This is a genomic window from Sphingorhabdus pulchriflava (assembly GCF_003367235.1).
Lineage (GTDB): Bacteria > Pseudomonadota > Alphaproteobacteria > Sphingomonadales > Sphingomonadaceae > Sphingorhabdus_B > Sphingorhabdus_B pulchriflava.
Map to the genome: position 1 here is coordinate 12,574 of NZ_QRGP01000003.1, position 22,884 is coordinate 35,457.

Consider the following 22,884-nt stretch of genomic DNA (forward strand, 5'->3'; position numbering starts at 1 on the left):
GCTCAGCCTTCCGCGACCATCTTGCCTTCGATGTGTCCCAACCCGTCAATCTCGCAGCGCACCACATCGCCCGGCTGTAGAAACTGGCGCGGGTCCATCGCCGCGCCGACCCCGCCAGGGGTGCCGGTGAACAGGCAATCGCCCGGCTCCAGCGTCATACCTGTCGAGAGATGTTCGACCTGCTGCCAGATATTGAAGACCAGATGCTTGCTGTTCGAATCCTGCCGCTTCTCGCCATTGACGAAACAGCGCAGGCCTAGATTGTGCGGATCACCCACTTCGTCGGCTGTTACGATCCACGGCCCCATAGGCGCATGGGTATCAAAGCTCTTGCCCAAGGACCATTGCGGCCCGGCATGCTGCCACATGCGCTCGGTCACATCATTGCCGACGCAGTATCCGAAAATTGCTGCCGGGGCATCTTCAATGCCGAGATGTTTGCCGCCCTTACCGATCACTGCCACCAGTTCGACCTCATAATCATTGGTCACCGTGCCGGTCGCGATTTCAATGTCGTCGTAAGGCGCGTTGACGCTGGTCTGGGCCTTGGTGAACCAAACCTGCCGTTGCGGCGTTTCCATTTTCGATTCCTCGATATGGTCGGCATAATTGAGGCCAATCGCAAAAATTTTGCCCGGGCGCTGCACCGGCGCCTCCAGCTTCACCGAAGCCAGCGGAACCCCGCCGCCTGCCGCAGCCTTGGCCTCAAGACCAGATTTGAGAGTATCCCATTCGCGGATCAGGTCGATCATCGTGCCATCGACGCCGCTGTCGATGATGGTATCGCCAACGACAATGCCGGTGCGGGTCTGGCCATTGGCCGTATAGGTTGCAAGTTTCATGCGGGACGTCCTTTGGGCTGGCGGCTGAACAGCCGTTTGATGCGGATATTGAGAGCGGTGAAGAAAGCGACCAGCCCCGGCGGCGGCGGCATTTTGCCCGCAAACATCGGATGCGGGCTGCCCCATTGCACGGCGAGCAAGGCGCTCATCGGCTGTTTCTGCGGCGGGTCGGTGGCGGTGAAAAGGTCGCCATCGGTCCAGTGCTCCAGTTCGTTGCCGAACGGGTCTTTCCAATAGTCGAACACCTGGCTGCCCATGATGTGGCGTCCAACACCCCAGGCCGCTTCGCGCTTTTTCGTCTTCAGATGCTGGTGCCCGAGCATCAGGTCGTCGAGATTGGCAACCTCGAAGGCAGCGTGGAGTAGCCCAAGCGGCCCCGGCAATTGCGCGAGGAACAATGTGTGATGGTCGGTCGGTTTGTCTCCGCGATCACAGCGCATGAAGGCGCCGAGCGGGACATCCTTGGCCGCCTCAACCTCATCAGAGGTAAGAAAGCCGAAGCGGTCCTTGTACCATTTCTCCGAAACGCGAAAATCGCGCACTTTCAAAACAGCGTGGCCGATGCGATGGACATGGGCAGGAGCGGCTTCGAGCCGGACGTTTGCACGAAAGCGGACTTTGGCAGCGGCGGAGTTGCGCGGCGCATCGGGAAAAGGCACCGATGCTTCACCCATTGTCTGGCCAGCAACGACATCGACGCCATAGCCATCTGGATCGACCAGGCGAATGATCTTGCCACCACCGGGCTCATTCAAATCCTCAACCGCGAGACCTTCAGCCGCAGCCAGCGTTTCCAGATCGGCAATCGTTTCCGCACGAAAGCCGACTGCGAGAAATTTGGCATCGCCCGGCTCGGTAACATGGACGAAGGGTTGCCCGTCGCTGCCTTTACCGTAAAGTCGGCCGCTCTCTTCAAAGCAGTGCATCCCGAAATCTTCGAGAAAGGACCGCATTGTCGAAAGGTCAGGTGCCGCGAAACGCACATGCGCAATGTCTTCGATCTTGATGATCGGCATCGCATTTCCTCCCCGAGTCGCTATTGACTATTTAGTCAAATAGATTGCAATTGACCATTTGGTCAAGTAAGAATTGTGCATGGTCAGTCAGACTGCACTTTCACCCCGCTCCGCCCGCACCCGTGCCGCCCTGATAGCGGCAGGCTTCGAGCTGCTGGTTGAGCGCCCGATTGATGCTATTCCGATTGATGATGTTGTGGCCAAAGCTGGCGTCGCAAAAGGAAGCTTCTTCAACCATTTCGTTGACAAACAAGCCTTTGCAAATGCCATCGCCACTGAAGTGCGGCTAGAAGTCGAGGCATTGGTAACACGAGCCAATGAAGGGATAGAAGATCCCGTTGAAAGAATTGCTGGCGGTATGCGCGTCGCTGCCAAATTCGCGCTCACCCAGCCCAAGCGGACTGCCGTCCTTTTGCGCAGTCAGGGTTCATCGACGGCGCGCAGGCATCCACTGAACAGCGGACTCCGCGTTGATATCGAGGCGGCGGTGGAGAAGGGCTTGCTTCGCCATGAAGCCAGAGAGAGCGGGTTGCTCTATTGGCTTGGCTTGTGCCAGGCGGTTATGACCAACATCATCGAAGTAAAGCCGAGCAAAGAGGCATTTCGTAACCGATTGGCGGAAATACTAATATTAGGCCTGACCGGCCTTGGTGTTCCGGAAGCACGGGCAGCCCAAATTGCCAACGACATGGCACCGGAAAAATTGCCTTAAGTTCTAACCGACCAAAAAGCGCTAGATTTCAAAGAAACATGACCACAAAGAACAAGGCTGACAGGAAGCTGACAACGGTGGCGCTCAGTACCGGTATTGTTGCGCGCCATCCCATATCGAGCAACAGGTCCATCCGGCTTCGCATCGCGGTGGCGGTGACTGCGAGCAGAAGCAGTCCCTTAGAGGCCGACAGTGCGAACGCTGCATATTCTGCCGGAATGGGAACGAGCGAGTTCAATGCAACGGTTGCGAGGAATGCCGTTATGAACCAGGGCAAAGCCAGGCGACGCCACTTGGCTTGTCCCGCAGGTGCGCCAGCCGCTCCGATCGCCAGAGTGACCAGCGCGACAATCGGCGCGAGCAGCGCGACGCGTGCGAGCTTGACGATCGTTGCATAGCTGCCCGCAGCGTCGGAAAAGGCATAGCCGCCGCCAATGGCCTGCGCGACATCATGAATCGAAGCACCGATCAGGAAGCCCGCCTGCTGGTCGCTCAAGTTAAAGTAAGAGGCGAGGATGGGATACACCGACATGGCCAGCGCGCTCGCCAGTGAAATACCAACCAGCGTCAGAGCGAACTGCGCCTGTGACAGCCGGTCCTTGCCGATTACGCCATAAAGCGCTAGCGCTGCACTTGCTCCGCAAATCGCCGTTGCCCCGCCCGCAAGCAAACCTGCATAGCTTGTTTGACCAAACAGGTGTGCGCTTACGATGCCTGCTAACAAGGTGAGACCCATCACGACGACCAGTGCCAGAAAGGGCGTCACGCCCAATGCACCGATCTGCATGAAGGTGACCTGAAAGCCGAGGATCACAATGCCCCAGCGCAGGCAAGTGCGCGAAGCGAAATCCAGTCCTTTATGCGTCCGCATGTCACGGGCGATGAAGCTCAACGATAGGCCGACCAAAAGCCCAAGCAGGATGATGGGAAAATGGTAATGCTCGGAGAGCCAGGCAGCCGCTGCCGAGGCGACTCCGCAAATGGCAAGTCCGGGAAAGAGCGAATCCTTTACCGGTGGCTCACCCGAGGGTTGGCTGTATTCGGCAAGATGCATTTCGCCGAAAAGGTCACCGCCATAGGGAATCGCATCCCAATTGGGCCGGGGTTTGGATGCGCTGAGATTGTCGAGCGGGTTGGGTTCGGTCATTATCTGCCCATGTTCAGCTGCGCCGGATTTCCGGAAGCAACATATGGAGCCATGCCAGCGCCAGCAAATAGGACATGGCGGCGAAGATGAACAGCGGCATGAAACCCAGCCCGGCGGTCAAAACTGCGCCCGTTATCGGCTGGATCAACGCGCCGCCGATATTACCCATGAAAGCACCAAAGGCAGTCACCCGCCCGACCTTGGTGCGCGGAACGACGTCGGTGATGGTTGAGAAGATCGACAATGAAAAACCCTGATGCCCTGCCATCACGACGCCCATCATGATTGCAACCGGCCAGAAACTGTTGAGCTGCAATACGAAGGGTAGCGGCGTGACAATCAATGCGGACACCAGCATGACCGTTTTGCGAACCCGGTTGACGCTCCAGCCGCTTTCAAGCAACCGGGTCGAAATCCAGCCGGCAAACAACGCGCCAGCACCCGAGCCGAGAAAAGCGATTGCAAGCGGCACTGCGAGTTCTTCCGTGGAGAGATTGAAGGTCTTCCGATAGAAATCGGCCAGCCAGAATCCCATCAGCCACCAGGTCGAATCGGAAATCGCCTTGGCAATCACGATCGCCCAGGTGCGACGCTCCTTCAGAATGGGTCCATAAGGCGCACCGTCGTCCGAAAAGTCGCGCTGACCATCTTCCGCGCCATCATCGAAACGGATACCGCGGGCAAACCCCAACCACAAAGCTAGAGTGGCAAACCCTGCCACCCCGCCAAATACCAATGCCCCACGCCAGCCCACTTCGGCTGCAAGTATCGGTATGAAAAAGGGCAGGCTGATCGTACCCAATCCAGCGATCGCGGTACCGACGCCGAAGGCGAAACTGCGCTTGTCAGGCGGGAAGAGTGTCGCGACGGTCTTGATCGTCAGCGGCGTCTGCACCGCCTCGGTTGCCCCCAGGCCGATACGCGCGCCAACGACCTGCCACGCAGCCATCGCCCAGCCATGCGCCATTGCGGCGAAACTCCAGGTTGTGACGCCGGCAATCATCGAACGCCAGACTCCGAGTTTATCGACCAGCCAGCCGGTGAAAAGAAAAGAGAATGCCGCCGCCATCTGGGTGACGAAGGCGAGGTTGCCGAAATCTTCGTCGGTCCAGCCGAAATCGGCGGACATGTCCGGCTTCAAAATCGCGATGATCGGCCGGTCCATGGCATTGAAGATGCCTGCGACACAGAGCAACCCGAACAGGGTCCAGCGCAGTTGCGGCGTGATGACTTTCATGCGCGTGTCTCCCCCTCGTCCGGTATAATCATCTACAGCAGTTTATTGGCTGTGAAAGCAATAAGGGCCGGGAATTGCTGCCCGGCCCTTTGTTTGGTTGCGACCCGATCGGGCTCAGTTTGCGCCGAAATTGAAGCGGGCGTTGATCCCGAAATAACGGTCGGCCTCACGCGGGATGATGTAACGATAGCTGCTGCTTCCGGTGTTGCCGGCCGACAGCGGCCCGCCATCGCTGATCGCGGCGGCAAAGCTGGTATCGAACACATTCTTGGCAAGGAAGGAGACGCGGAAACGATCATCCTTTCCGACAAGCGCGATCGAAAGGTCGAGCAGGCCATAATCCTTGATCGTGCCATTCTGGCGGATCAACGGGCTGGCGACCAGCAAGGCGAGCTGCGAGCTTTGATATGATCCCTGTGCCCCCAGTTCGACATCGGCAAAACCGCCGGTGCGGATGGTGTAGCTGCTGCCCAAGGATGCCTTCCATTTGGGTGAGAAGGGCAGCTGTGTGCCATTGGGGATCTGATCGGTGATCGGTGCACCCGGCGGCAAGCGGAACTGGTCCACCTTGGCATCGGTATAGGCCACACCACCTGAAAGGCTGAAATCGTCCGACGGGCGATACAGCATGTCGATTTCAAAGCCGCGGGTCGAAACCGTGCCGGCATTGGTGAAACGCGTTACGCGCTGGCCGAGCACGAAATCCGGATTGTTCGCCTGGAAATTCTTATATTTGGCATAGAAGCCGGCGATGTTCAGCGTCATCTGGCCATCTAGCAACGTGGTCTTGAGACCGCCTTCAAAACTATCCGCTGTCTCGGGCGCAAGCGGCGGGGTGCCGTTTGAGTTCAGGTTGAAAAAGACGTTCAGGCCTGGCCCCTTATATCCGCGTGAATAGGTGGCATAGGCCATCATATCTTCGGAAATATCATATTGAAGACCGGCTTTACCTGACCAATTGTTGTTAGTCACTTTCTGCCGGAATGGTTGGCCATTCGAAGCCAGCACCGCAGCCGCCTGTGCAGCAGCCGGTGTTGCGCCGAGATTAATCTGGCGGATATATTCATTATAGACGCCCTGATCGAAATTGGCATTGGCGGCACCAGCAACCGGGTTGGTGCGGCTGTGGAAGCCATTGAGTTGGTCATGCGTGTAGCGGATTCCAACGATGCCGCGGAAATTATCGCTGAAATTCAACGTCGCCTGTCCGAAGCCCGCCATATTCTTGAAGGTGGTGCCGAAGGTGGCCGTCCCCAGCGGGAAGGTCAAAGTCGACGCGCCGGCGGTTGTCGAACAGGGGGTAAGTACGCCCTGGGCGGGCAGGGTTGATGCCGAGCAGGCGATGTTCGAGCGGGTGAATGTACGCTCCTGCTCTGCCTGATAATAATAGAGGCCTGCTACATATTCGAAGAAGCCACCGGTCGGAGAAGTCAGCCGCAGTTCCTGGGTGAAAGTGGTGCCAGTTTGCGGACCGAAATCGTGGCTCTGGACAATGCCTATATAGGGAGTCGACAGGAAGTCGCCGTCGCGGATTTCGTTGCTGTCATAACCGCGATAGGACGTGATCGACGTGATGGTCGGACCATTCAGTTCGACATCCGCCTGGAACGAAATGCCCCAAGCCTTTTCCAGCGCCTGTGTGAGCAGGTTCTGGCGGACGCGACGGGTGCGATCGCCGAGCAATGGGGGGAGTCCGGTTGCGGCGCGGGTATTGAATGTCGCATATACCGTGCCGTCGGCGTTGCGGGCAGGCGCGCCGATGACTTCTGCGCAGCAATCGTCGTTCGATTTGCGCCAGTCGCCGATCAGGGTAAGCGTAACAGTATCGCTCGGGCGCGCTTCCACGACGCCGCGAATGCCATAGCGTTCATAGCCATTGACCCGCCGTCCAAGCGTTTCATTGACGATATTGCCGTCCCATTTCGAATAGAAACCGGTGATGCGCGAACCGAGCTTTTCAGACAGCGGCAGGTTCACGCCGCCGCGAACCCGATATTCCTCGCCATTGCCAAAGAAGAAACCACCCTCGGCATAGCCGCCAAAGTCGGGGCCTGGACGCTTGCTGACGATGTTGATCACGCCCGCACTGGCATTTTTGCCAAACAGCGTACCCTGCGGGCCACGCAACACTTCGATGCGTTCGATATCAACGAGGTCGCTGAATGCTTCGCCCGAGCGGGCCAATACGACGCCATCGAGGACCGTGCCGACCGAAGGCTCGCCTCCAATCGAAAAGGTCGTCGTGCCAACGCCACGCAGATAGAGCGACTGGTTAAGCGCAGTACCCGATTTGCGGAAGTTCAGGCTGGGTACCAGATATTGGGCGTTTTCAATGTTGATACCGCCTTGCTGTTCCAGCGCATCGCCAGAGATTACAGAGACGGCAACCGGCACGTCCTGCACATTTTCTGCACGCTTTTGGGCGGTAACGATGATTTCGGCGCCAACGGCACCTTCATCTTCTGCTTCCTGCGCAAAAGCCGGGCTGGCCGTCGCGATCAGCGCCATTGCGCTTGATGCCAAAAGAAACTGTTTCATGCTCACGTCCTCCTTGTCACCCTGTCGCCGGGCGTATCGTCAAAATTCAAATTCACTCATTTCCACGACGCGTTTTTCGCGGGCGCTGATTTCGGCGGCGGTCCCGATGGCAACCGCCATCAGTCCGTCGTGTGCCGACACCTCTACAGCGCCGTCCCCTCTGATTGCGCCCAAGAATTTCTGGTGCTCGTAATAGGTTGAGCCATGGTGGCTACCTGCTTTGAGTGCGGTTTCATCGACTTCGATGACTGTCCGCTCAACCGCTTTTGGCTGGCGGAAGCCGACGCGTGGTGAATAGACAAGGCTGCCTTCCGGGATCAGACAGTCGAGCCGGGCCTTGTCGCCTACGGCCGTAATCTCTTCCTGATTTTCAGCGCCGTCGGCAAACATCGACAGGTCGAGCATTGCGCGTACGCCATTGGCGAAATCGACTGTGGTATAGCTGTTGTCGATAATGTCAGGGCGGCGGCCGTCATAGCTTTCGTCGAGATGGTTCACGTCCATCGCGCCCGAACAATAGACACGCACCGCTTCCGACTGGGTGATCAGCCGCATCAGATCGAAGAAATGGCAGCATTTCTCGACCATCGTACCGCCGGTGTTTTCCGCAAAACGGTTCCAGTCACCCACCTTTGGCAGGAAGGGGAAACGGTGTTCGCGGATTGAAAGCATCTGCAGCTTGCCGGTGCGGCCACCATGCACCTGCCGGATAAACTCTGCGGCAGGCGGCATATAGCGATATTCCATCGCGGTCCAGAAGATGCCCGGCGATTGTGCTGCACGCTCTACAATCCAGCGCGCATCTTCGATCTTGGTGGCGAGCGGCTTTTCGCACAAAATGTGCAAGCCAGCATCGAACAGCGGCACGAGGACATCGCGGTGGGTGTAATTGGGGCTGGCGACAATCACGGCGTCGCACAGGCCCGAAGCGGCGAGTTCGGCAGAGCTGGAGAAGCTTTGCACGCCGTCAGCCGCATCGCCCAGCGCCTTTTTCGCCCAGCCCAGCGAGCTTTCGGTGGGGTCGGCCAAAGCCGTGACCACAGCTCCCGGCGTGATCGCCAGGTTCTGGATATGCTCCACGCCCATCATGCCTGAGCCGACAAGGCCGTAGCGAACCGCGTTCGTCAATATTCCTCTCCCGTCTGACAACGGTGTCTATGACAGCCTTGTCACAAAATATCGACAGCTTGGCAAGAGGGCAGATTCGACGCTTGCAGATTTTCGCCTGACTGTTACCCAAATGCCATGCGCGTAACGATCAAGGATGTTTCCCGAATAGCGGGTGTGTCGATCAAAACGGTGTCGCGCGTCCTCAACAAGGAAAAATATGTCAGCGATGAAACCCGCCGCAAGGTGGAAGAGGCAGTCGCTGCGCTCAACTTCAGCCCCAGCCTCGCGGCGCGCACATTGGCCGGTTCGCGCTCTTTCCAGATCGCGCTGATTTACGACAATCATAGCCCCTATTACATCCATGCTGTGCAAGAGGGTGTGTGGAACCGCTGTCGTGAGGAAGGCGTGCGTATGCTCGCGCAGCCGGTCGACGTCGACTCGCCTACGCTGGCGCTCGAGATTGGTGGGTTGATCGATGAAACCCATGTCGACGGGGTGATTTTATCGTCGCCGGTGACCGATGCGCCGGCTGCGCTGGCCGAACTGGAACGACGCGGAATTCGCTTCGTCCGCATCTCGCCGGGAACCAATCATGCGCTGACAAGCTCGGTTTTCATGGACGATGTGCAGGCGGCGGACGATATGACGACGCACCTGATCAACCAGGGGCATAGGCGCATCGGCTTCGTAATCGGGCACCCCAATCATATGGCGAGCGACCAGCGCCATTTTGGCTACCGGCGGGCGCTCGACAGGGCGGGAATTGCGTATGAGCCGGAACTGGCGCGTCCCGGAACCTTCGATTTCGGAAGCGGCATGGCCGCGGCGGAAGCCCTTCTGAAACTCACCAACAAGCCGACCGCCATTTTTGCGAGCAACGATGACATGGCGGCGGGCGTGCTGTCTTATGCGCACCGCGTTGGCCTTGATGTGCCGCAGGATTTGTCGGTCGCCGGATTCGACGATACACCGCTCGCCCAGTTGGTCTGGCCGCCTTTGACGACGGTACGCCAACCCGTGCTGGAACTGGCTTATGCGGCCACGAACCAGCTGTTTTGTCCCGATCCGGCCATCGTCCACCAGCGGCTACAACACGAAGTGATGGTTCGCGGGTCAACCGCGCCGTTACGCAAATCCTGATTTTACCGGCTTGACGATAGGGCGCTTCCGGGTTCAATAAGACACCGTTGTCATACCGGGGAGACAGAGCGTCTATGAACGCAAACCAGACATTGCCGGCGCCCGCAAAGATGCGGCGTTTAGGGAACAGCGAGATTGAAGTCAGTGGTATCGCCTGGGGCATGTGGCGCCTTGCGGAAAATGGTCGCACCGCCGCCGATGCGGCCAAACTGGTCCATAGCGCGCTCGATGCGGGGATAAATTTCCTCGATACGGCAGATATTTACGGTTTCAATGGTGAGAGCGGGTTCGGCGACGCCGAGGCGCTTCTGGGCGAAGTGTTGGCCGCCGAACCTGCGCTTCGGGCACGCATGGTGCTCGCCAGCAAGGGCGGGATCATACCGCCTTTGCCTTATGACCAGAGCGCCGCTTATCTTTCCTCCGCGCTCGATGCCTCGCTCAAGCGGCTCCAGGCCGAGACAATAGATCTATACCAGATCCACCGCCCTGATATTCTCGCACATCCCCAAGAGGTCGCCAAGACTCTCGACGATGCGGTTAAAGCGGGCAAGATCCGGACTATCGGCGTTTCGAACTTCACGATCCACCAGATCGCCGCACTCAACCAATTTCTAGGCCACAAATTGGTGGCGACGCAGCCGGAAATCAGCCCACTGCGCATCACCTGCTTTGAAAATGGCGAGCTCGATCAAGCGATGATGATGGGGCTCACCCCGCTCGCATGGTCACCCTTGGGCGGCGGGCGTCTGGCCAATCCCGACAGCGAACGCGACAACGCCGTCGCCGCCGAATTGGATCGGGTTGCTGGTGAGCAGGGCGTGTCCCGCAGCGTCGCCGCCTATAGCTGGCTGATGGCACATCCTGCAGGCATCATCCCGATTGTCGGTTCGCAGCAGCCGGAACGTATCGCCGAAGCTGTCGAAGCTTATAAGGTCCGCTGGTCAAGGCAGGACTGGTATGCCGTGCTCGTCGCGGCAAGAGGAGAAAGGCTGCCTTAAGGCGCCGAATGTCGCGGCCCAGCCTTGAGCGCGGGTCCATGGAAACTGCAAGCCGGGCGCTTCGAAAGGCAGCCCTGCAAAGGAGAGACGGATATGAGCGGCCAACAATGCGAAATCGCCTGGTTTTCGGCGCTGTGCGACGACGATTACGAGTTTCTGGGCGTGCCCGATCCCTTTCTGCAATCGAGCTGGGAGCATTGCCGCAACATCGTGCTGCGCGCCGAAGAAGGCGGATTCGACAATATCCTCCTCCCCTCGGGATATCAGCTCGGCCTAGACACCACCGCCTTTGCAGCTGCCGTTGCCACGCAGGTCAAACGCATGAAGCTGCTTTGGGCGACGCGTATGGGTGAAGACTGGCCGCCGCAGCTTGCGCGCCGCATCGCCACGCTTGACCGCATCCTTGGCCCTAATGTTGCCGGAACCGGCGGACGGCTCAACGTCAACATCATCTCGTCCGACATGCCCGGAGAAAAGATCGAAAGCGGCCCGCGCTACCGCCGCGCAACCGAGATCATGAAAATCGTCCGCACGCTGCTCAATGGCGAGTATCTCGATTTCCAGGGCGAGTTCTACAACCTCCAGCTCGATCCGGCGCGTATCACCACCCTGTCGGGTACATGCCCGGCCTTCTATTTCGGCGGCCTCAGCCACGAAGCGCGCGAGTGCGCGGCAGAGGGCTGTGACGTCTATCTGATGTGGCCCGATACGATGGACAAGGTGCGCGAAACCATTACCGACATGAAGCAGCGCGCCGCCGCGAAGGGCCGCAGTCTGAAGTTCGGCTACCGCGTCCATGTCGTCGTGCGCGAAACCGAAGATGAAGCGCGCGCCTATGCCGACCGGTTGCTGTCCAAGCTCGATGAGGATGCGGGCAAGGCCATCCGCGAAAAGTCGCTCGATGCCAAAAATTACGGCGTGCAGCGTCAGCAGGAATTGCGCGGCGCCGCGGGCGGTGACGGCTTCGTTGAAGACAATCTGTGGACCGGGATAGGGCGTGCGCGTTCCGGCTGTGGTGCAGCCATCGTCGGCACCCCCGATCAGGTGCTCGCCAAATTGCGCGCTTATCAGGCGGAAGGCATTGAGGCCTTCATCCTCTCCGGCTATCCGCATATGCAGGAAGCGGACATGTTCGCGCGCTACGTCCTGCCGCATATCCAGCACGGACCGCTGGTGCTGTAGCACCGCCTAGATAGGGAGCAGTGATGGAGATTTACGATGTCGCGGTCATTGGCGGTGGGGTCAATGGATGCGGCATCGCGCGCGATGCGGCCGGACGGGGCGCGCATGTGCTGCTGCTGGAGGCCAAGGATCTGGCGAGCGGCACCTCTTCTGCATCGAGCAAGCTGATCCATGGCGGTCTGCGCTATCTCGAACATTATGAATTCGCCCTCGTTCGCGAATCACTGACTGAGCGCGAGGTTTTATGGGCGATTGCCCCGCATATCATCTGGCCGATGCGTTTTGTATTGCCGCATGTGAAAGGGCTGCGGCCGCGCTGGCTACTGCGGCTAGGCCTGTTTCTTTACGACCATTTGGGTGCCCGCAAACGCCTGCCTGCTACCCAAAGTATCAACCTAGCCCAGCATCCCGCGGGCGGACCATTGAAGCCTGAATTCACCAATGGTTTCGTCTATTCGGATTGCTGGGTCGACGACGCCCGGCTGGTCGTTCTCAACGCCCGCGACGCTGCCATTCGTGGCGCGGATATAGAGACGCGTTGCCCTGTCACGCGTCTCGAGCGCAAGGATGGCGTCTGGCATATCGAAGCGGGCAGGCGCTCTTTCCAGGCGCGCGCGATCGTCAATGCTGCCGGTCCTTCGGTGTTGCAGGTACTGAGTCACAGCCCGGACAAGGCGGAATATGCCATGCGGCTGGTGCGCGGGTCGCATATTGTCGTGCCCAAATTGTACGACCATCCCTATCCCTATTTCTTCCAGCTTCCCGATGGCCGGATTTTCTTTGCGATCCCTTATGAGCATGATTTCACGCTGATCGGCACCACTGATGCCGATCATAAGAGCGGCCTGGACCATATCGAAGCCAGCCGTGAAGAAATCGCCTATCTGTGCGAAGGGGCGAGCCACTTTTTCCGCAAGCCGGTCCGGCCCGAAGATGTCGTCTGGTCCTATTCGGGCGTGCGGCCGCTGGTCGACGACGGTTCGGGCAAACCCGAGGCGGCAACGCGTGGCTATCGGCTGGATTTGAGCGTTGCCGAAGACGGCGCACCCATTCTCAACATTTTCGGAGGCAAGATCACAACCTACCGCCATTTGGCCGAGGAAGCGGTCGATCTGCTCGCCACACGATTACCGCTGCCGCAGAACAGGCATTGGACCGGATCCGAAGCGTTGCCAGGGGGTGATTTTGATGTCGACGCGACGGCAGAAGAGAGGCAGAAGCTCGAGCAACGCTATCCCTTCCTCGAACCCGATTGGGCGGACCGTCTGTTCAAAAGCTATGGCCTGGACAGCTATACCATCCTCGGCGACGCAAAATTCCTCTCCGATTGCGGTCAGCATTTCGGCCATGGCCTGACCGAACGCGAAGTTGAGCATTTGATTAGCAAAGAGTGGGCGCGCACGGCCGTAGACATATTGTGGCGGCGCACAAAGCTGGGCCTCCGCATGACGCACGAAGAGCAACTGCAGCTCGAAAACCATTTACGAAAGGTGGTGGCCGCATGAGCCCCAAAATTGTCGCGATCGGCGGAACGATCAACCCCGGCAGCTCGACCGAAATGGCACTGTGCACTGCATTGGCTGTTGCTGAAGCACAGGGGGCCGAGGTCAAATTGTTCGGCGGCGAGTATCTCGCAGCCCTCCCCCACTATCGGAGCACCGCGCACAGCGCCACAGACGGCGCGGAAATGGTCGAAGCGGTCCGCATAGCCGATGGCGTGATCATCGCCGCCCCTGGCTATCACGGTACAATTTCGGGGCTGGTCAAGAACGCGCTCGACTATCTTGAAGACCTCTCAAAAGATGACCGGCCGTATCTTGATGGCCGCGCTGTCGGCCTGATAGCCACCGCCTTTGGGGACCAAGCCAGCATGAGCACGATGCAGACCTTGCGCAGTATCGTCCACGCTCTGCGGGGTTGGCCCACGCCAATGGGCGCGACTGTTCGCACCTATCCGAACTTGTTTTCACCCGACGGTGAATGTCTTGACGACCGGATTTCTATGCAGCTTGATATTGTCGGCAAGCAGGTGGTGCAGGGTGCGCGCAGTTTTGCCGCTACCGCCGGAGACGCCGCATGAGCAATCTGGACGCGGCCATCGAAGCCTTCAGCAAGGGTGAAATCATCGTCATCACCGGCGACCGGTTCCGCCGGGGTGACATTGATTTCGCGGTTGCAGCCAAGCATATCACAGCCGATGCGATCAACTTCATGGCGCGCCATGGCCGCGGCCTTATCTGCCTATCGTTGACGCCCGCAAGGGCCGTCAAACTGGGCATCAGCCTAATCAATCCCGGCAGCGAGCGCCAGTCAGGCCGTCCCTTCGGTCGATCGATTGAGGCGCGCGCCGATGTGACGACAGGCATTTCTGCAGCAGATCGGGCGAAGACAGTCGAAGTTGCAGTGGCCGATGGTGCGAATAGCGACGATCTGGTCTCCCCCGGGCATGTCTTCCCGCTGATCGCAGCCGATGGCGGCACAGCCGAGCGACCGGCAGCCGCTGAAGCCTCGATCGATCTGTGTCGCCTTGCCGGGTGCGGAGATACGGCAGTCATTTGCTCGATCATGCGCGATGATGGCGAGATGGCGAGGCTCAACGATATAAGCGATCTGATTGCGCGCTTTGATCTGAAAGTTGCCGACATCGATGATCTGCTGGCGCAAATGGACAATCTGCACCCTGCAGATTGAGGGCAACAAAGGCTCGGTCAAACTGCTGAAATCGGCCTCAGGCCGGTGCCGGGCAATATTTTTTCAGATAGTCGCCATGGCTGGGCATATGCTGGACGACATAACGGATCGATTGCTCGATCGCGTCGAGCTCTTGCCTGGTTGAGGGCTGATTGAGGCAATCGGCCATCGGATTGTGGCCGTTCATCATGATGCCTTGTCCCATCATTACCGCGGCCCAGCTGGTCTCGGTGAACAGTTCATCGTCCTCGCGGAAAATCTGGCCGTTAAGGCGAAAAAGATCAGTCTTTTCAGTCAGGCTTTCGGGTACCGCCATAGTGCGGCAATAGTTCCAGAACGCGCTGTCGTTTCTTGCGGTCGTGTTGTAATGGAGGATCAGAAAGTCGCGAATGCGCGCATATTCCTTGCCGGTCAGGCGATTGAAGGCATCTTCCTGCGTCTGGGTAATCCCGTCGAGTGACAATAGCGCAATTAGTTTGTTGATGCCCGTATTGATGAGGTGGATTGATGTCGATTCAAGCGGCTCCATAAAGCCCGCCGAAAGACCAAGTGCCACGACATTTTTGTTCCAGAATTTCTTGCGCCGTCCGGTGGTGAAGCGGAGGAAGTTGGGGTCCGCACCTGGCTTTCCGGCAATGTTGTTCACCAATATGTCCAGCGCCTCGTCATCCGACATGAATTGGCTGCAATAGACATGGCCGTTGCCGTTGCGGTGCTGCAGCGGGACCTGCCATTGCCAGCCCGCCTTGTGTGCGGTGGCACGGGTATAAGGCAGGGGGCCGCTGCCATCTTCGCGCTCACAGGGAAGGGCGACCGCGCGGTCGCAGGGCAGATAGTTGGTCCAATCCTCATAACCGGTCTTCAGTGCCTGTTCGATCAGGAGACCGCGAAAGCCCGAGCAATCGATGAAGAGATCGCCTGCGATTTGCGTACCGTCTTCCAGTGTGATCGAGGTAACGAAACCGCTTTCGCCATCAATCGCGACATCATTGACCTTGCCTTCCAGGCGGACAACGCCGCGCTTCTCGGCATAGCCGCGCAGGAAGCGGGCATAGCGGCCAGCATCAAGATGATAGGCATAGTTGACCGGAGGCAGATCTTCGCGCGCATAATCTTCGGTGCGGGCAAAGCGACCGAAATAGGCGGCCATGGTTTCGAGGTTAAAGACCTGGATTGGTCGCTTGTCTCCCGTCGCCTTGAATTTGTGCCAGGTGTGGTGGAAGGACATGCCCCCCATTTGATAGCCATAATTGCCGAAGGGGTGGATATAGCTGTCGCCAATCTTGCCCCAGTTGACGAACTGGATGCCCAGTTTGAAACTGCCCTGCACGGCGGACAGCATTTCGCGTTCGTCCACCTCGAGCAGCTTGTTGAAATCGAGGAAAGGCGGAATGGTGGCTTCACCGACGCCGACGGTGCCGATCATCTCCGATTCGACAAGCGTGATTGCGACATCGCGTCCAGCGCGGAGGCGGGAAAGTGCGGCGGCCGCCATCCAGCCTGCGGTTCCGCCGCCGACAATCACGATTTTATCTATGGCCATGGCGCCTTTTCCTCCCAGAAACTGTATAGACATATAACGCAGCTGCGCCAATTGTGAACGTTCATTTTGTGTCTTGTGAACGCTCTCAATTGGCATTATGTGTCAAAATGACGGAGGGACTCATACCCCCGCAGGAGGATTTAGGGAGGTTTGCTTGGCTACCATGTCAAAATTCGTGCGCACCAGCCGTTTTGCGGCGCTTTCGACGGCTTCAGGCCTCGCGCTGTGTGCGCTTGCGACCCAACCAGCTTTCGCACAATCAGCAGTAGAAGCGGATGCGAGCACTGCCGCCGAAGATACGGAAAATGAAATTGTTGTCAGCGGCTTTCGCAAATCACTCGAAAATGCACAGGGTATAAAGAAGGAAGCAGACACTTTCGTAGACGTCATTACGGCGGAAGACATCGGTGCTCTGCCTGACCGTTCGGTTGCGGAAGCGCTTCAGCGCGTTCCGGGCGTTAACATCGGGCGCTTTGAAAAGACGACTGACCCGGATCGTTTCTCGGTCGAGGGTACTGGCGTCATTATCCGTGGCCTGCCTTTTGTCCGTTCGGAATTGAACGGGCGCGACATCTTTTCCGCGACCGGTGGTACGGTATTGTCTTTCAATGACGTGTCGCCCGAACTGCTGGGACGTGTCGAAGTCTTCAAAAACGTAACACCCGACATGATTGATGGGGGCATTGCCGGTACCGTCAATCTCGTCACGCGCAAGCCTCTCGACAATCCCGGATTCAAGGTCGCCGGCACGATTGAGGGCAATTATGGCGATCTCGCCAAAGAATGGTCGCCCGGCTTCTCCGGTATCATTTCCAACACCTGGGAAACCAGCGGAGGAAGCAAGTTCGGCTTGCAGCTTGGATATGCTAAATCCGAACTCATCAGTCGCACCGACGCTTCGCAGCTCACCGACCCTTGCTACCGTGCCAACACGCTGACATCTACCTGTCTGCGTGTACGGGATGTAGGCTCAGGCGGCTTTGGCAACAGCACAAGTTTCAATGAGACCAACTTCCCGCCCGCCGGTACAGTCATCGTCCCCAAGGGTGCGGGCGTGCGCACCACTACGCTGGAACGCGATCGCGAGGCGTTTTCAGCCGTTGCACAATTTGAAAGCGGCGACGGTCGACTGGTTGCAACTGCCGAATTCCTGCGCTCGAACACCAAATTCTTCACAGACGAATATGCCATATTGGCATTGGTGAATAATGATGCTGGCTTCCCGGTGCAGGCCGCTGGCAGCACTTGGACCTTTGACGATAACAATGTGTTCCAGACCGGTACCCTGACCCAGACCGGTGGCGATTCCGGTTTCTCGCCCTGGGGTGGTTTGCCGACAGAGTTGTTGCGCTTTCAGCGCAAGACCAAAGCTACGACTGAGGATTTCTCTTTCGATGCCAAGTTCGAAGCGACCGATCGCTTGCGTTTCAACTTTGAGCTGCAGCATATCGGGTCAGAGCTGAGCCAGGATGCGATTATCGGCACGATGGCGACATTCTCCGATGTCCGCATCGATAATAGCGGCAATGTCCCGAAGGTTGAGTTCATACTGCCGCAAGGCGCGCCGCAAGGAATCTATGGCAGCCCCGAATATACCTATTTCTGGTTCTTGCTCGATAGCCAGGCGCGCAACGAAGGCGATCTCAACAGTGTTCGTTTTGACGCCGAGTATGACATTAGCGATGAAGGCTTCTTCAAGAGCGCCCGTTTCGGAACGCGATGGGCAGAGCGTGACCGGATTACGCGCGATACAAACTTTGGCAACTGGGGTACGCTTGGCGCGCCCTGGACAGGTCGCGACGGATCCTGGAACAGGCCTGGTCCAAGCGGACCGTTGCCCGGTGCACGCCCCTATGGCGGCGGCGGCGGTGCTTACCCGATCGATTTCCCCGATGCATCTTCCTTCCGGAATCCGTTTGCCGATGGCTTCCAGCGCGGCAATGCCCCGGTTCCGATCGCCAATGGCGGCGGGTATTTCTATGGCGGTGACGATTTCATCGGCGAATATCTGAACGGTACGACTGCCGCGCAGGGCGCCGCGATCACCCGTTGGTCATTCCCGGACCGCTTGGGCGAAGCATGGGAACCAATCACAGATCGTACCAATTCTGACGGATCAGCCTGTACCCCGTTCTGCACAGGCGATATTTCGGATGTCACCGAATATACCAAGGCGGGCTATGCACGCGTCGATTTCGGCACTGATTTCGGTAATGGCTGGAATGTCGTGGGCAATTTCGGTGTCCGCTATGTCCACACCACAGTCAAAAGCGGTGGTAGAATTACATTGCCGAACCCCAACCGGTTCGACGCCTTGGCAGCCGGTGGCAATGGCGACGGCGTGGTGCAGGTGTCTGAAATCCAGACAGCATGTAGCAATGTCGTGGTTGGCCAACAGGCACCCGGATTCTGTTCCTTGTCGGCCACCAGACAGGCCGAATTTGCGGCGGCACATACCGGGCAGGTCATCGTCGACGATCGCGACATAACATTTGATCACTGGCTACCCAGTTTCAACGCGAAGCTCGACGTCGGTGGTGGCCTGTTGTTCCGCTTTGCAGTTTCAAAGGGTATTTCGCGCCCCGACCTGGCACTGTTCCGCGCTGGCGGTGTCATTGCTGACAACACCGCGGATCTTTTGGCCGACGGCACGTTGGCAACCGGCCCGCTGTTCCAGCTCTCGACTGGTAACCGGAACGTTCAAGCGACCCAATCGTGGAACTACGATCTTTCGGCTGAGTGGTATTTCGACACAGTTGGTTCGATTTCGGTTTCTGCGTTCCTCAAGGACATTAAGGGGATCGTCAGCAGCGGTTCCAACGTCGTCGATTATCCGTCCGCCAATGGCGACATCGCTGTTGAGGTCAATGGCCCGAGCAACGAACTGGGTGGAACCCTCAAGGGTGTCGAACTCAGCTATCAGCAGACCTACGATTTCCTTCCGGGGTTGCTGAGCGGGCTCGGTACACAATTGACCTACACCTATGTCGATGCGGGCGATTTCTCCAACGCTGACCTCATCGGGAACCGCGGCACCTTTGCTTCGCTCCAGCCGCTCCAGGGCGTTTCGAAACACACGGTGAACGCGACGGTCTTCTATGAGAAAGGTCCGCTGGCATTGCGTGCGGCCTATAACTGGCGGTCGGATTTCCTGATCACCCCGCGCGATGACATTTTCCCGTTCTCGCCGATTTGGCAGGAATCTACCGGCCAACTCGACGCGTCGATATTCTATTCGGTTACGGATAATATCAAACTTGGGGTTCAGGGTGTGAACCTGCTCGATGCGGTCACACGAACCTCGCAGGTGGTCGATTTCGATGGAACACGCTTGACCCGTTCGGCGTTCCGCAACGACCGCCGCTTCACCTTTATGGCGCGCTTCGACTTTTAACAGTCGGGCAAATGTGAATATAAAACGGGCTCTGGTCTCAAGACCTGGGCCCGTTTTGCATCTAGACGAATCCCGCCTATTGCAACCTGAGAAGGAGGGGAAAGATGACCTTTGAGCAAGCGGTACTGCCAATTCTGGCCGGACTGGCGGTCGGCAATGTATCCGCCAGCCACGTCATTTCGAACCCGAATGAATGGGAGTTGGTTTGGTCAGACGAGTTTGACGGGATCCAGCTTGATCGCAGCAAATGGATACCGGAAATTTCCTGCTGGGGTGGCGGTAACAACGAACGCCAATGCTATACCGACCGGACGAAAAACATCCGCGTCTCAAACGGCTATTTGCGCCTGATTGCCTATAAGGAAAAATTCCACGGTCCGGACCGCCCGCCCGAAATTGCGGCAAACCCCAATCCCAAAAAGGCGCAACCTTATACATCGGGAAAGATCCGCACGCTGGGTCTTTCCAGCTGGAAATATGGCAAGGTCGAATTCCGCGCAAAGCCGCCCAAGGGGCAGGGAACATGGCCTGCCGTATGGATGATGCCGTCTGAAAACTTCTATGGGCGATGGCCGCTTTCAGGCGAGATCGATATATTGGAAGGCGTCAATCTTGGTACGACTTGCCCGCAATGCGATGGAAATGTCGGCGAAAACCGGATGATCAGCGCGCTGCATTTTGGAGATTATCCACCCAAGAACTTAGTTCGCGACACAAGGGTAGCGCTGCCTTCTCACGCGCTGCCCTCTGACGATTTTCATGTCTGGACGCTCGAATGGGGCGAAGGGCTGATGCACTTCTACCTTGATGGCCGGAAATATTGGGAACTAACCGAGAAAGACTGGAGCAGTGCCTCTCCCAAGGCCAAAGGAAATCCCGTTGCGCCATTTGACCAGCGCTTTTACATCATGGCCAATCTGGCGATTGGTGGAAAGCTCTCGGAAGACAATAATGACAAAGGGGTCGCCAAAAATGTTGTGCCAGCCGAATTCGCCATCGACTGGATTCGCATCTATCAATGTCGCGGTGACAGGGAAAAGGGCCTGGCGTGCATGAAGGGCGTCGAAGGGGACAAATAGGTATGGCGAGACGCCGCCAAGCAGTCACGATCAAACACGTTGCCGCCGATGCAGGAGTTTCCCTGCAAACGGTTAGTCGTGTCATCAATAATGAACCCAATGTCCGGCCTGCCATGAAGGCCAAGGTACAGGCCTCGATCGACAAGCTTGGCTATGTCCCCTCGATTGCGGCGCAACGCATGAGCGGCTCGCGTTCCTACCTGATATTGGCAATCAATGATCGCGATCGCACGATTGCCGATTGGCGCACACGGCAGGGCAGCGACTGGGTCGACCAGATGCTGTTAGGGGGGATGCTGAAATCCGCTGAATATGGCTATCGGATGATTTTCGAACTGGTCGATACGCACAGCGACCATGTCGAAAGGGAGTTGGGGGCGACTATCGCCGCGCTGCAGCCCGATGGCGTGATCCTGACACCGCCCCACTCCGAGAATCCACTTATTACGGGTCTGCTTGTAGAGCGGCGCATAGCTTTCGCTCGCATTGGTTCGATTGAGCCAGGCCCCGGCATTGCCATGACAATGGGCGACGAGGGCTCGGCACGGCTCGCTACAGAACATTTGATCGGCCTGGGGCATAGCTGTATCGGCTTCATAGCTGGATCCGATGAATATAGCCTCTCGAGCTGGCGCGTTGACGGGTGGCGCAACGCAATGGCGGCTGCTGGACTGCCGCATGCAGGACTGTGTGCGCAGGGGGACTTCGGCTATGACAGTGGCGCAGCAGCGGCCCGCACGCTGCTCGAGCAAAACCCGCGGCCCACAGCTATTATTGCCAGCAGTGACCAGATGGCGCTTGCCGCGCTAGATACCGCGATTGAAAGAAGATTAAGAGTACCCGAAGACCTATCGCTAGTGAGTTTTGACAACACGCCGGTGACGCGGTTCACCGTTCCGCAACTCACGGCGATAGATCAGCCCATCGCGGCAACTTTCGCAAAAGCGGTAGAGTTGCTGATTACCAAAGGCAATGCGCCGGATCAGGCACAACCAGTTGTTACCGAAAGCTGTCTTGTACAGCGCGGAAGTACGGCTCCTCCGGGTGGAAATGCACCGCGCTGAAACCCCTACAAGCGGGGGTCAGTCCACGCTTTTTCTGTATCTCTATGCGCTCGCCATATCAGGCGGTTCGATCGCCTACATCCCCTTCCTGACCATATTGCTGCCGTTGCAGGCTTCGGCGTTTGCGGGCACCAATGCGTTAAACCTTTTGGCCCATGTCGCTTTCGCCGGGGCCATTGCGGCAAGCCTGGCCAATATCGGCTTTGGCTGGGCAAGCGACATCAGCGGCACAAGGCGCCCCTGGATCGCGGCTGGGCTGGTTCTGTCCTCAGCACTGCTGCTTGCTATGCCACTGGCTACCACCGCATCGATGTTGATCGCGATGATCGTCGGTTGGCAGTTCTGCCTCAACATGATGCTTGCGCCGCTTGCGGCCTGGGCGGGGGATACGGTTCCGGACTCACAAAAAGGGATGCTTGGGGGCTTGCAGGCGCTTGCCCCGGCTTTGGGCGCATTGTCGGGTATGCTGGTCACATTGCATGGATTTGCCGGCTCTGGTGAGCGGTTGTTCTGGATTGTCGGACTGGTCGCTATACTGGTGGCTCCGTTGCTTCTGTTCGGTCGACCGATACCAATGCCGCAATTGATTCACATTGATATACATCCGAAACCAAGAGTGAGCAGAACAGGGCTCACTGACATCGCCGTTACCCATATGTGGTTGGCACGTTTGCTGGTTCAAATTGCCGAGGCGTCGTTGTTCGCCTTTCTGCTGCTTTGGTTCCGCAGTGTTGAACCAGGATTTGGTGAGAACCGTGCCGCTGCCATTTTCACATTTGTTTTGGGTGCGGCCGTGCTTTTTGCTCTCAATATCGGCCGCTGGTCAGATCGCACGGACCGACCCATTCTCCCGCTTGTCCTTTGCTCGGCAATCGCTGCTGTCGGCTTGCTTCTCATGTCTGTTGCGTCTGATCTCGTCTTGGCGATCAGCGGCTATGTTGTCTTCGGACTGGCCAGCAGCATTTTTTTGGCGCTGCATTCCAGTCAGACGCTTCGCGTTCTGCCTGCCCCAAAGACTCGTGGGCGTGATCTTGGACTGTTCAACCTGACAAACACAGTCCCGTCTTTGATCATGCCTTGGCTGACACTGGCACTGGTGCCGCTGTACGGGTTCGACGCGCTGTTCCTTTTACTTGCAGGTCTGGCGGCGCTCGCCTGCCTGCTGCTGCTCAGAATTCCGCGCTAGGTCGT

18 protein-coding genes are annotated in these 22,884 nt (G+C 57.9%); 11 read left to right on the forward strand and 7 right to left on the reverse strand.

What is annotated here, in order from left to right:
• Positions 1-2: 2 nt before the first annotated feature.
• Both DXH95_RS14200 and DXH95_RS14205 read right to left on the reverse strand, forming a co-directional pair.
• Entirely contained in the window at positions 3-842 is an 840-nt protein-coding gene (locus DXH95_RS14200) for a fumarylacetoacetate hydrolase family protein (protein WP_115550222.1), read from the reverse strand.
• Positions 839-1,858 carry a VOC family protein gene (locus DXH95_RS14205; RefSeq protein ID WP_115550223.1) on the reverse strand — a complete coding sequence of 340 codons (1,020 nt, stop codon included), beginning with the start codon at positions 1,856-1,858 and terminating at the stop codon, positions 839-841. Before DXH95_RS14205 ends, DXH95_RS14200 begins: the two co-directional genes overlap by 4 nt.
• Positions 1,859-1,937: 79 nt before the next feature.
• Here DXH95_RS14205 and DXH95_RS14210 point away from each other — a divergent pair, with 79 nt between their 5' ends.
• A complete protein-coding gene (locus tag DXH95_RS14210) occupies positions 1,938-2,570 on the forward strand; it encodes a TetR/AcrR family transcriptional regulator (protein WP_115550224.1) in 633 nt (210 codons plus the stop codon).
• 28 nt (positions 2,571-2,598) lie between these two features.
• On the opposite strand, the gene DXH95_RS14215 is transcribed toward DXH95_RS14210, so the two are convergent.
• From DXH95_RS14215 to DXH95_RS14230, 4 genes are all read right to left on the reverse strand, one after another.
• Positions 2,599-3,717 (reverse strand): YeiH family protein, encoded by a 1,119-nt coding sequence (locus tag DXH95_RS14215; RefSeq protein WP_115550225.1) that lies wholly within the window; start codon positions 3,715-3,717, stop codon positions 2,599-2,601.
• Positions 3,718-3,730: 13 nt separating this feature from the next.
• Positions 3,731-4,954, reverse strand: a complete 1,224-nt coding sequence (locus DXH95_RS14220; RefSeq protein ID WP_115550226.1) for an MFS transporter — start codon at positions 4,952-4,954, stop codon at positions 3,731-3,733.
• A gap of 114 nt (positions 4,955-5,068) precedes the next feature.
• A complete protein-coding gene (locus DXH95_RS14225) occupies positions 5,069-7,492 on the reverse strand; it encodes a TonB-dependent receptor (RefSeq protein ID WP_115550537.1) in 2,424 nt (807 codons plus the stop codon).
• Between the two features lie 39 nt (positions 7,493-7,531).
• The gene (locus tag DXH95_RS14230) at positions 7,532-8,623 is read right to left on the reverse strand and encodes a Gfo/Idh/MocA family protein (protein WP_115550538.1); all 1,092 of its coding nucleotides are present in this window, start codon (positions 8,621-8,623) and stop codon (positions 7,532-7,534) included.
• Between the two features lie 114 nt (positions 8,624-8,737).
• Between DXH95_RS14230 and DXH95_RS14235 the strand changes: the two genes are divergently transcribed.
• The 6 genes from DXH95_RS14235 to ribB all read left to right on the forward strand — a co-directional run bounded on the left by DXH95_RS14235 (position 8,738) and on the right by ribB (position 14,613).
• On the forward strand, positions 8,738-9,742 hold the full coding sequence (locus tag DXH95_RS14235; protein ID WP_115550227.1) for a LacI family DNA-binding transcriptional regulator: 1,005 nt from the start codon (positions 8,738-8,740) through the stop codon (positions 9,740-9,742).
• A gap of 110 nt (positions 9,743-9,852) precedes the next feature.
• Positions 9,853-10,740, forward strand: coding sequence for an aldo/keto reductase (locus tag DXH95_RS14240; RefSeq protein ID WP_181883719.1), 888 nt, complete (start codon positions 9,853-9,855; stop codon positions 10,738-10,740).
• 93 nt (positions 10,741-10,833) lie between these two features.
• A complete protein-coding gene (locus tag DXH95_RS14245; RefSeq protein WP_115550229.1) occupies positions 10,834-11,922 on the forward strand; it encodes an LLM class flavin-dependent oxidoreductase in 1,089 nt (362 codons plus the stop codon).
• A gap of 23 nt (positions 11,923-11,945) precedes the next feature.
• Complete coding sequence (gene glpD / locus DXH95_RS14250) at positions 11,946-13,427, forward strand: glycerol-3-phosphate dehydrogenase (RefSeq protein ID WP_115550230.1); 1,482 nt, start codon at positions 11,946-11,948, stop codon at positions 13,425-13,427.
• Positions 13,424-14,002 carry an NADPH-dependent FMN reductase gene (locus DXH95_RS14255; RefSeq protein WP_115550231.1) on the forward strand — a complete coding sequence of 193 codons (579 nt, stop codon included), beginning with the start codon at positions 13,424-13,426 and terminating at the stop codon, positions 14,000-14,002. Before glpD ends, DXH95_RS14255 begins: the two co-directional genes overlap by 4 nt.
• Entirely contained in the window at positions 13,999-14,613 is a 615-nt protein-coding gene (gene ribB / locus DXH95_RS14260) for a 3,4-dihydroxy-2-butanone-4-phosphate synthase (RefSeq protein ID WP_115550232.1), read from the forward strand. The genes DXH95_RS14255 and ribB overlap by 4 nt, the downstream gene beginning before the upstream one ends.
• A gap of 37 nt (positions 14,614-14,650) precedes the next feature.
• On the opposite strand, the gene DXH95_RS14265 is transcribed toward ribB, so the two are convergent.
• Positions 14,651-16,156 carry a tryptophan halogenase family protein gene (locus DXH95_RS14265; protein WP_115550539.1) on the reverse strand — a complete coding sequence of 502 codons (1,506 nt, stop codon included), beginning with the start codon at positions 16,154-16,156 and terminating at the stop codon, positions 14,651-14,653.
• Positions 16,157-16,319: 163 nt separating this feature from the next.
• On the opposite strand from DXH95_RS14265, the gene DXH95_RS14270 reads away from it, so the two are divergent.
• The 4 genes from DXH95_RS14270 to DXH95_RS14285 all read left to right on the forward strand — a co-directional run bounded on the left by DXH95_RS14270 (position 16,320) and on the right by DXH95_RS14285 (position 22,879).
• Complete coding sequence (locus tag DXH95_RS14270) at positions 16,320-19,550, forward strand: TonB-dependent receptor (RefSeq protein ID WP_115550233.1); 3,231 nt, start codon at positions 16,320-16,322, stop codon at positions 19,548-19,550.
• Positions 19,551-19,654: 104 nt separating this feature from the next.
• Positions 19,655-20,629 carry a glycoside hydrolase family 16 protein gene (locus DXH95_RS14275; RefSeq protein WP_115550234.1) on the forward strand — a complete coding sequence of 325 codons (975 nt, stop codon included), beginning with the start codon at positions 19,655-19,657 and terminating at the stop codon, positions 20,627-20,629.
• A gap of 2 nt (positions 20,630-20,631) precedes the next feature.
• Positions 20,632-21,693 carry a LacI family DNA-binding transcriptional regulator gene (locus tag DXH95_RS14280; RefSeq protein WP_115550235.1) on the forward strand — a complete coding sequence of 354 codons (1,062 nt, stop codon included), beginning with the start codon at positions 20,632-20,634 and terminating at the stop codon, positions 21,691-21,693.
• Positions 21,680-22,879 carry an MFS transporter gene (locus DXH95_RS14285; protein ID WP_115550236.1) on the forward strand — a complete coding sequence of 400 codons (1,200 nt, stop codon included), beginning with the start codon at positions 21,680-21,682 and terminating at the stop codon, positions 22,877-22,879. The genes DXH95_RS14280 and DXH95_RS14285 overlap by 14 nt, the downstream gene beginning before the upstream one ends.
• The last annotated feature ends 5 nt before the right edge of the window (positions 22,880-22,884 follow it).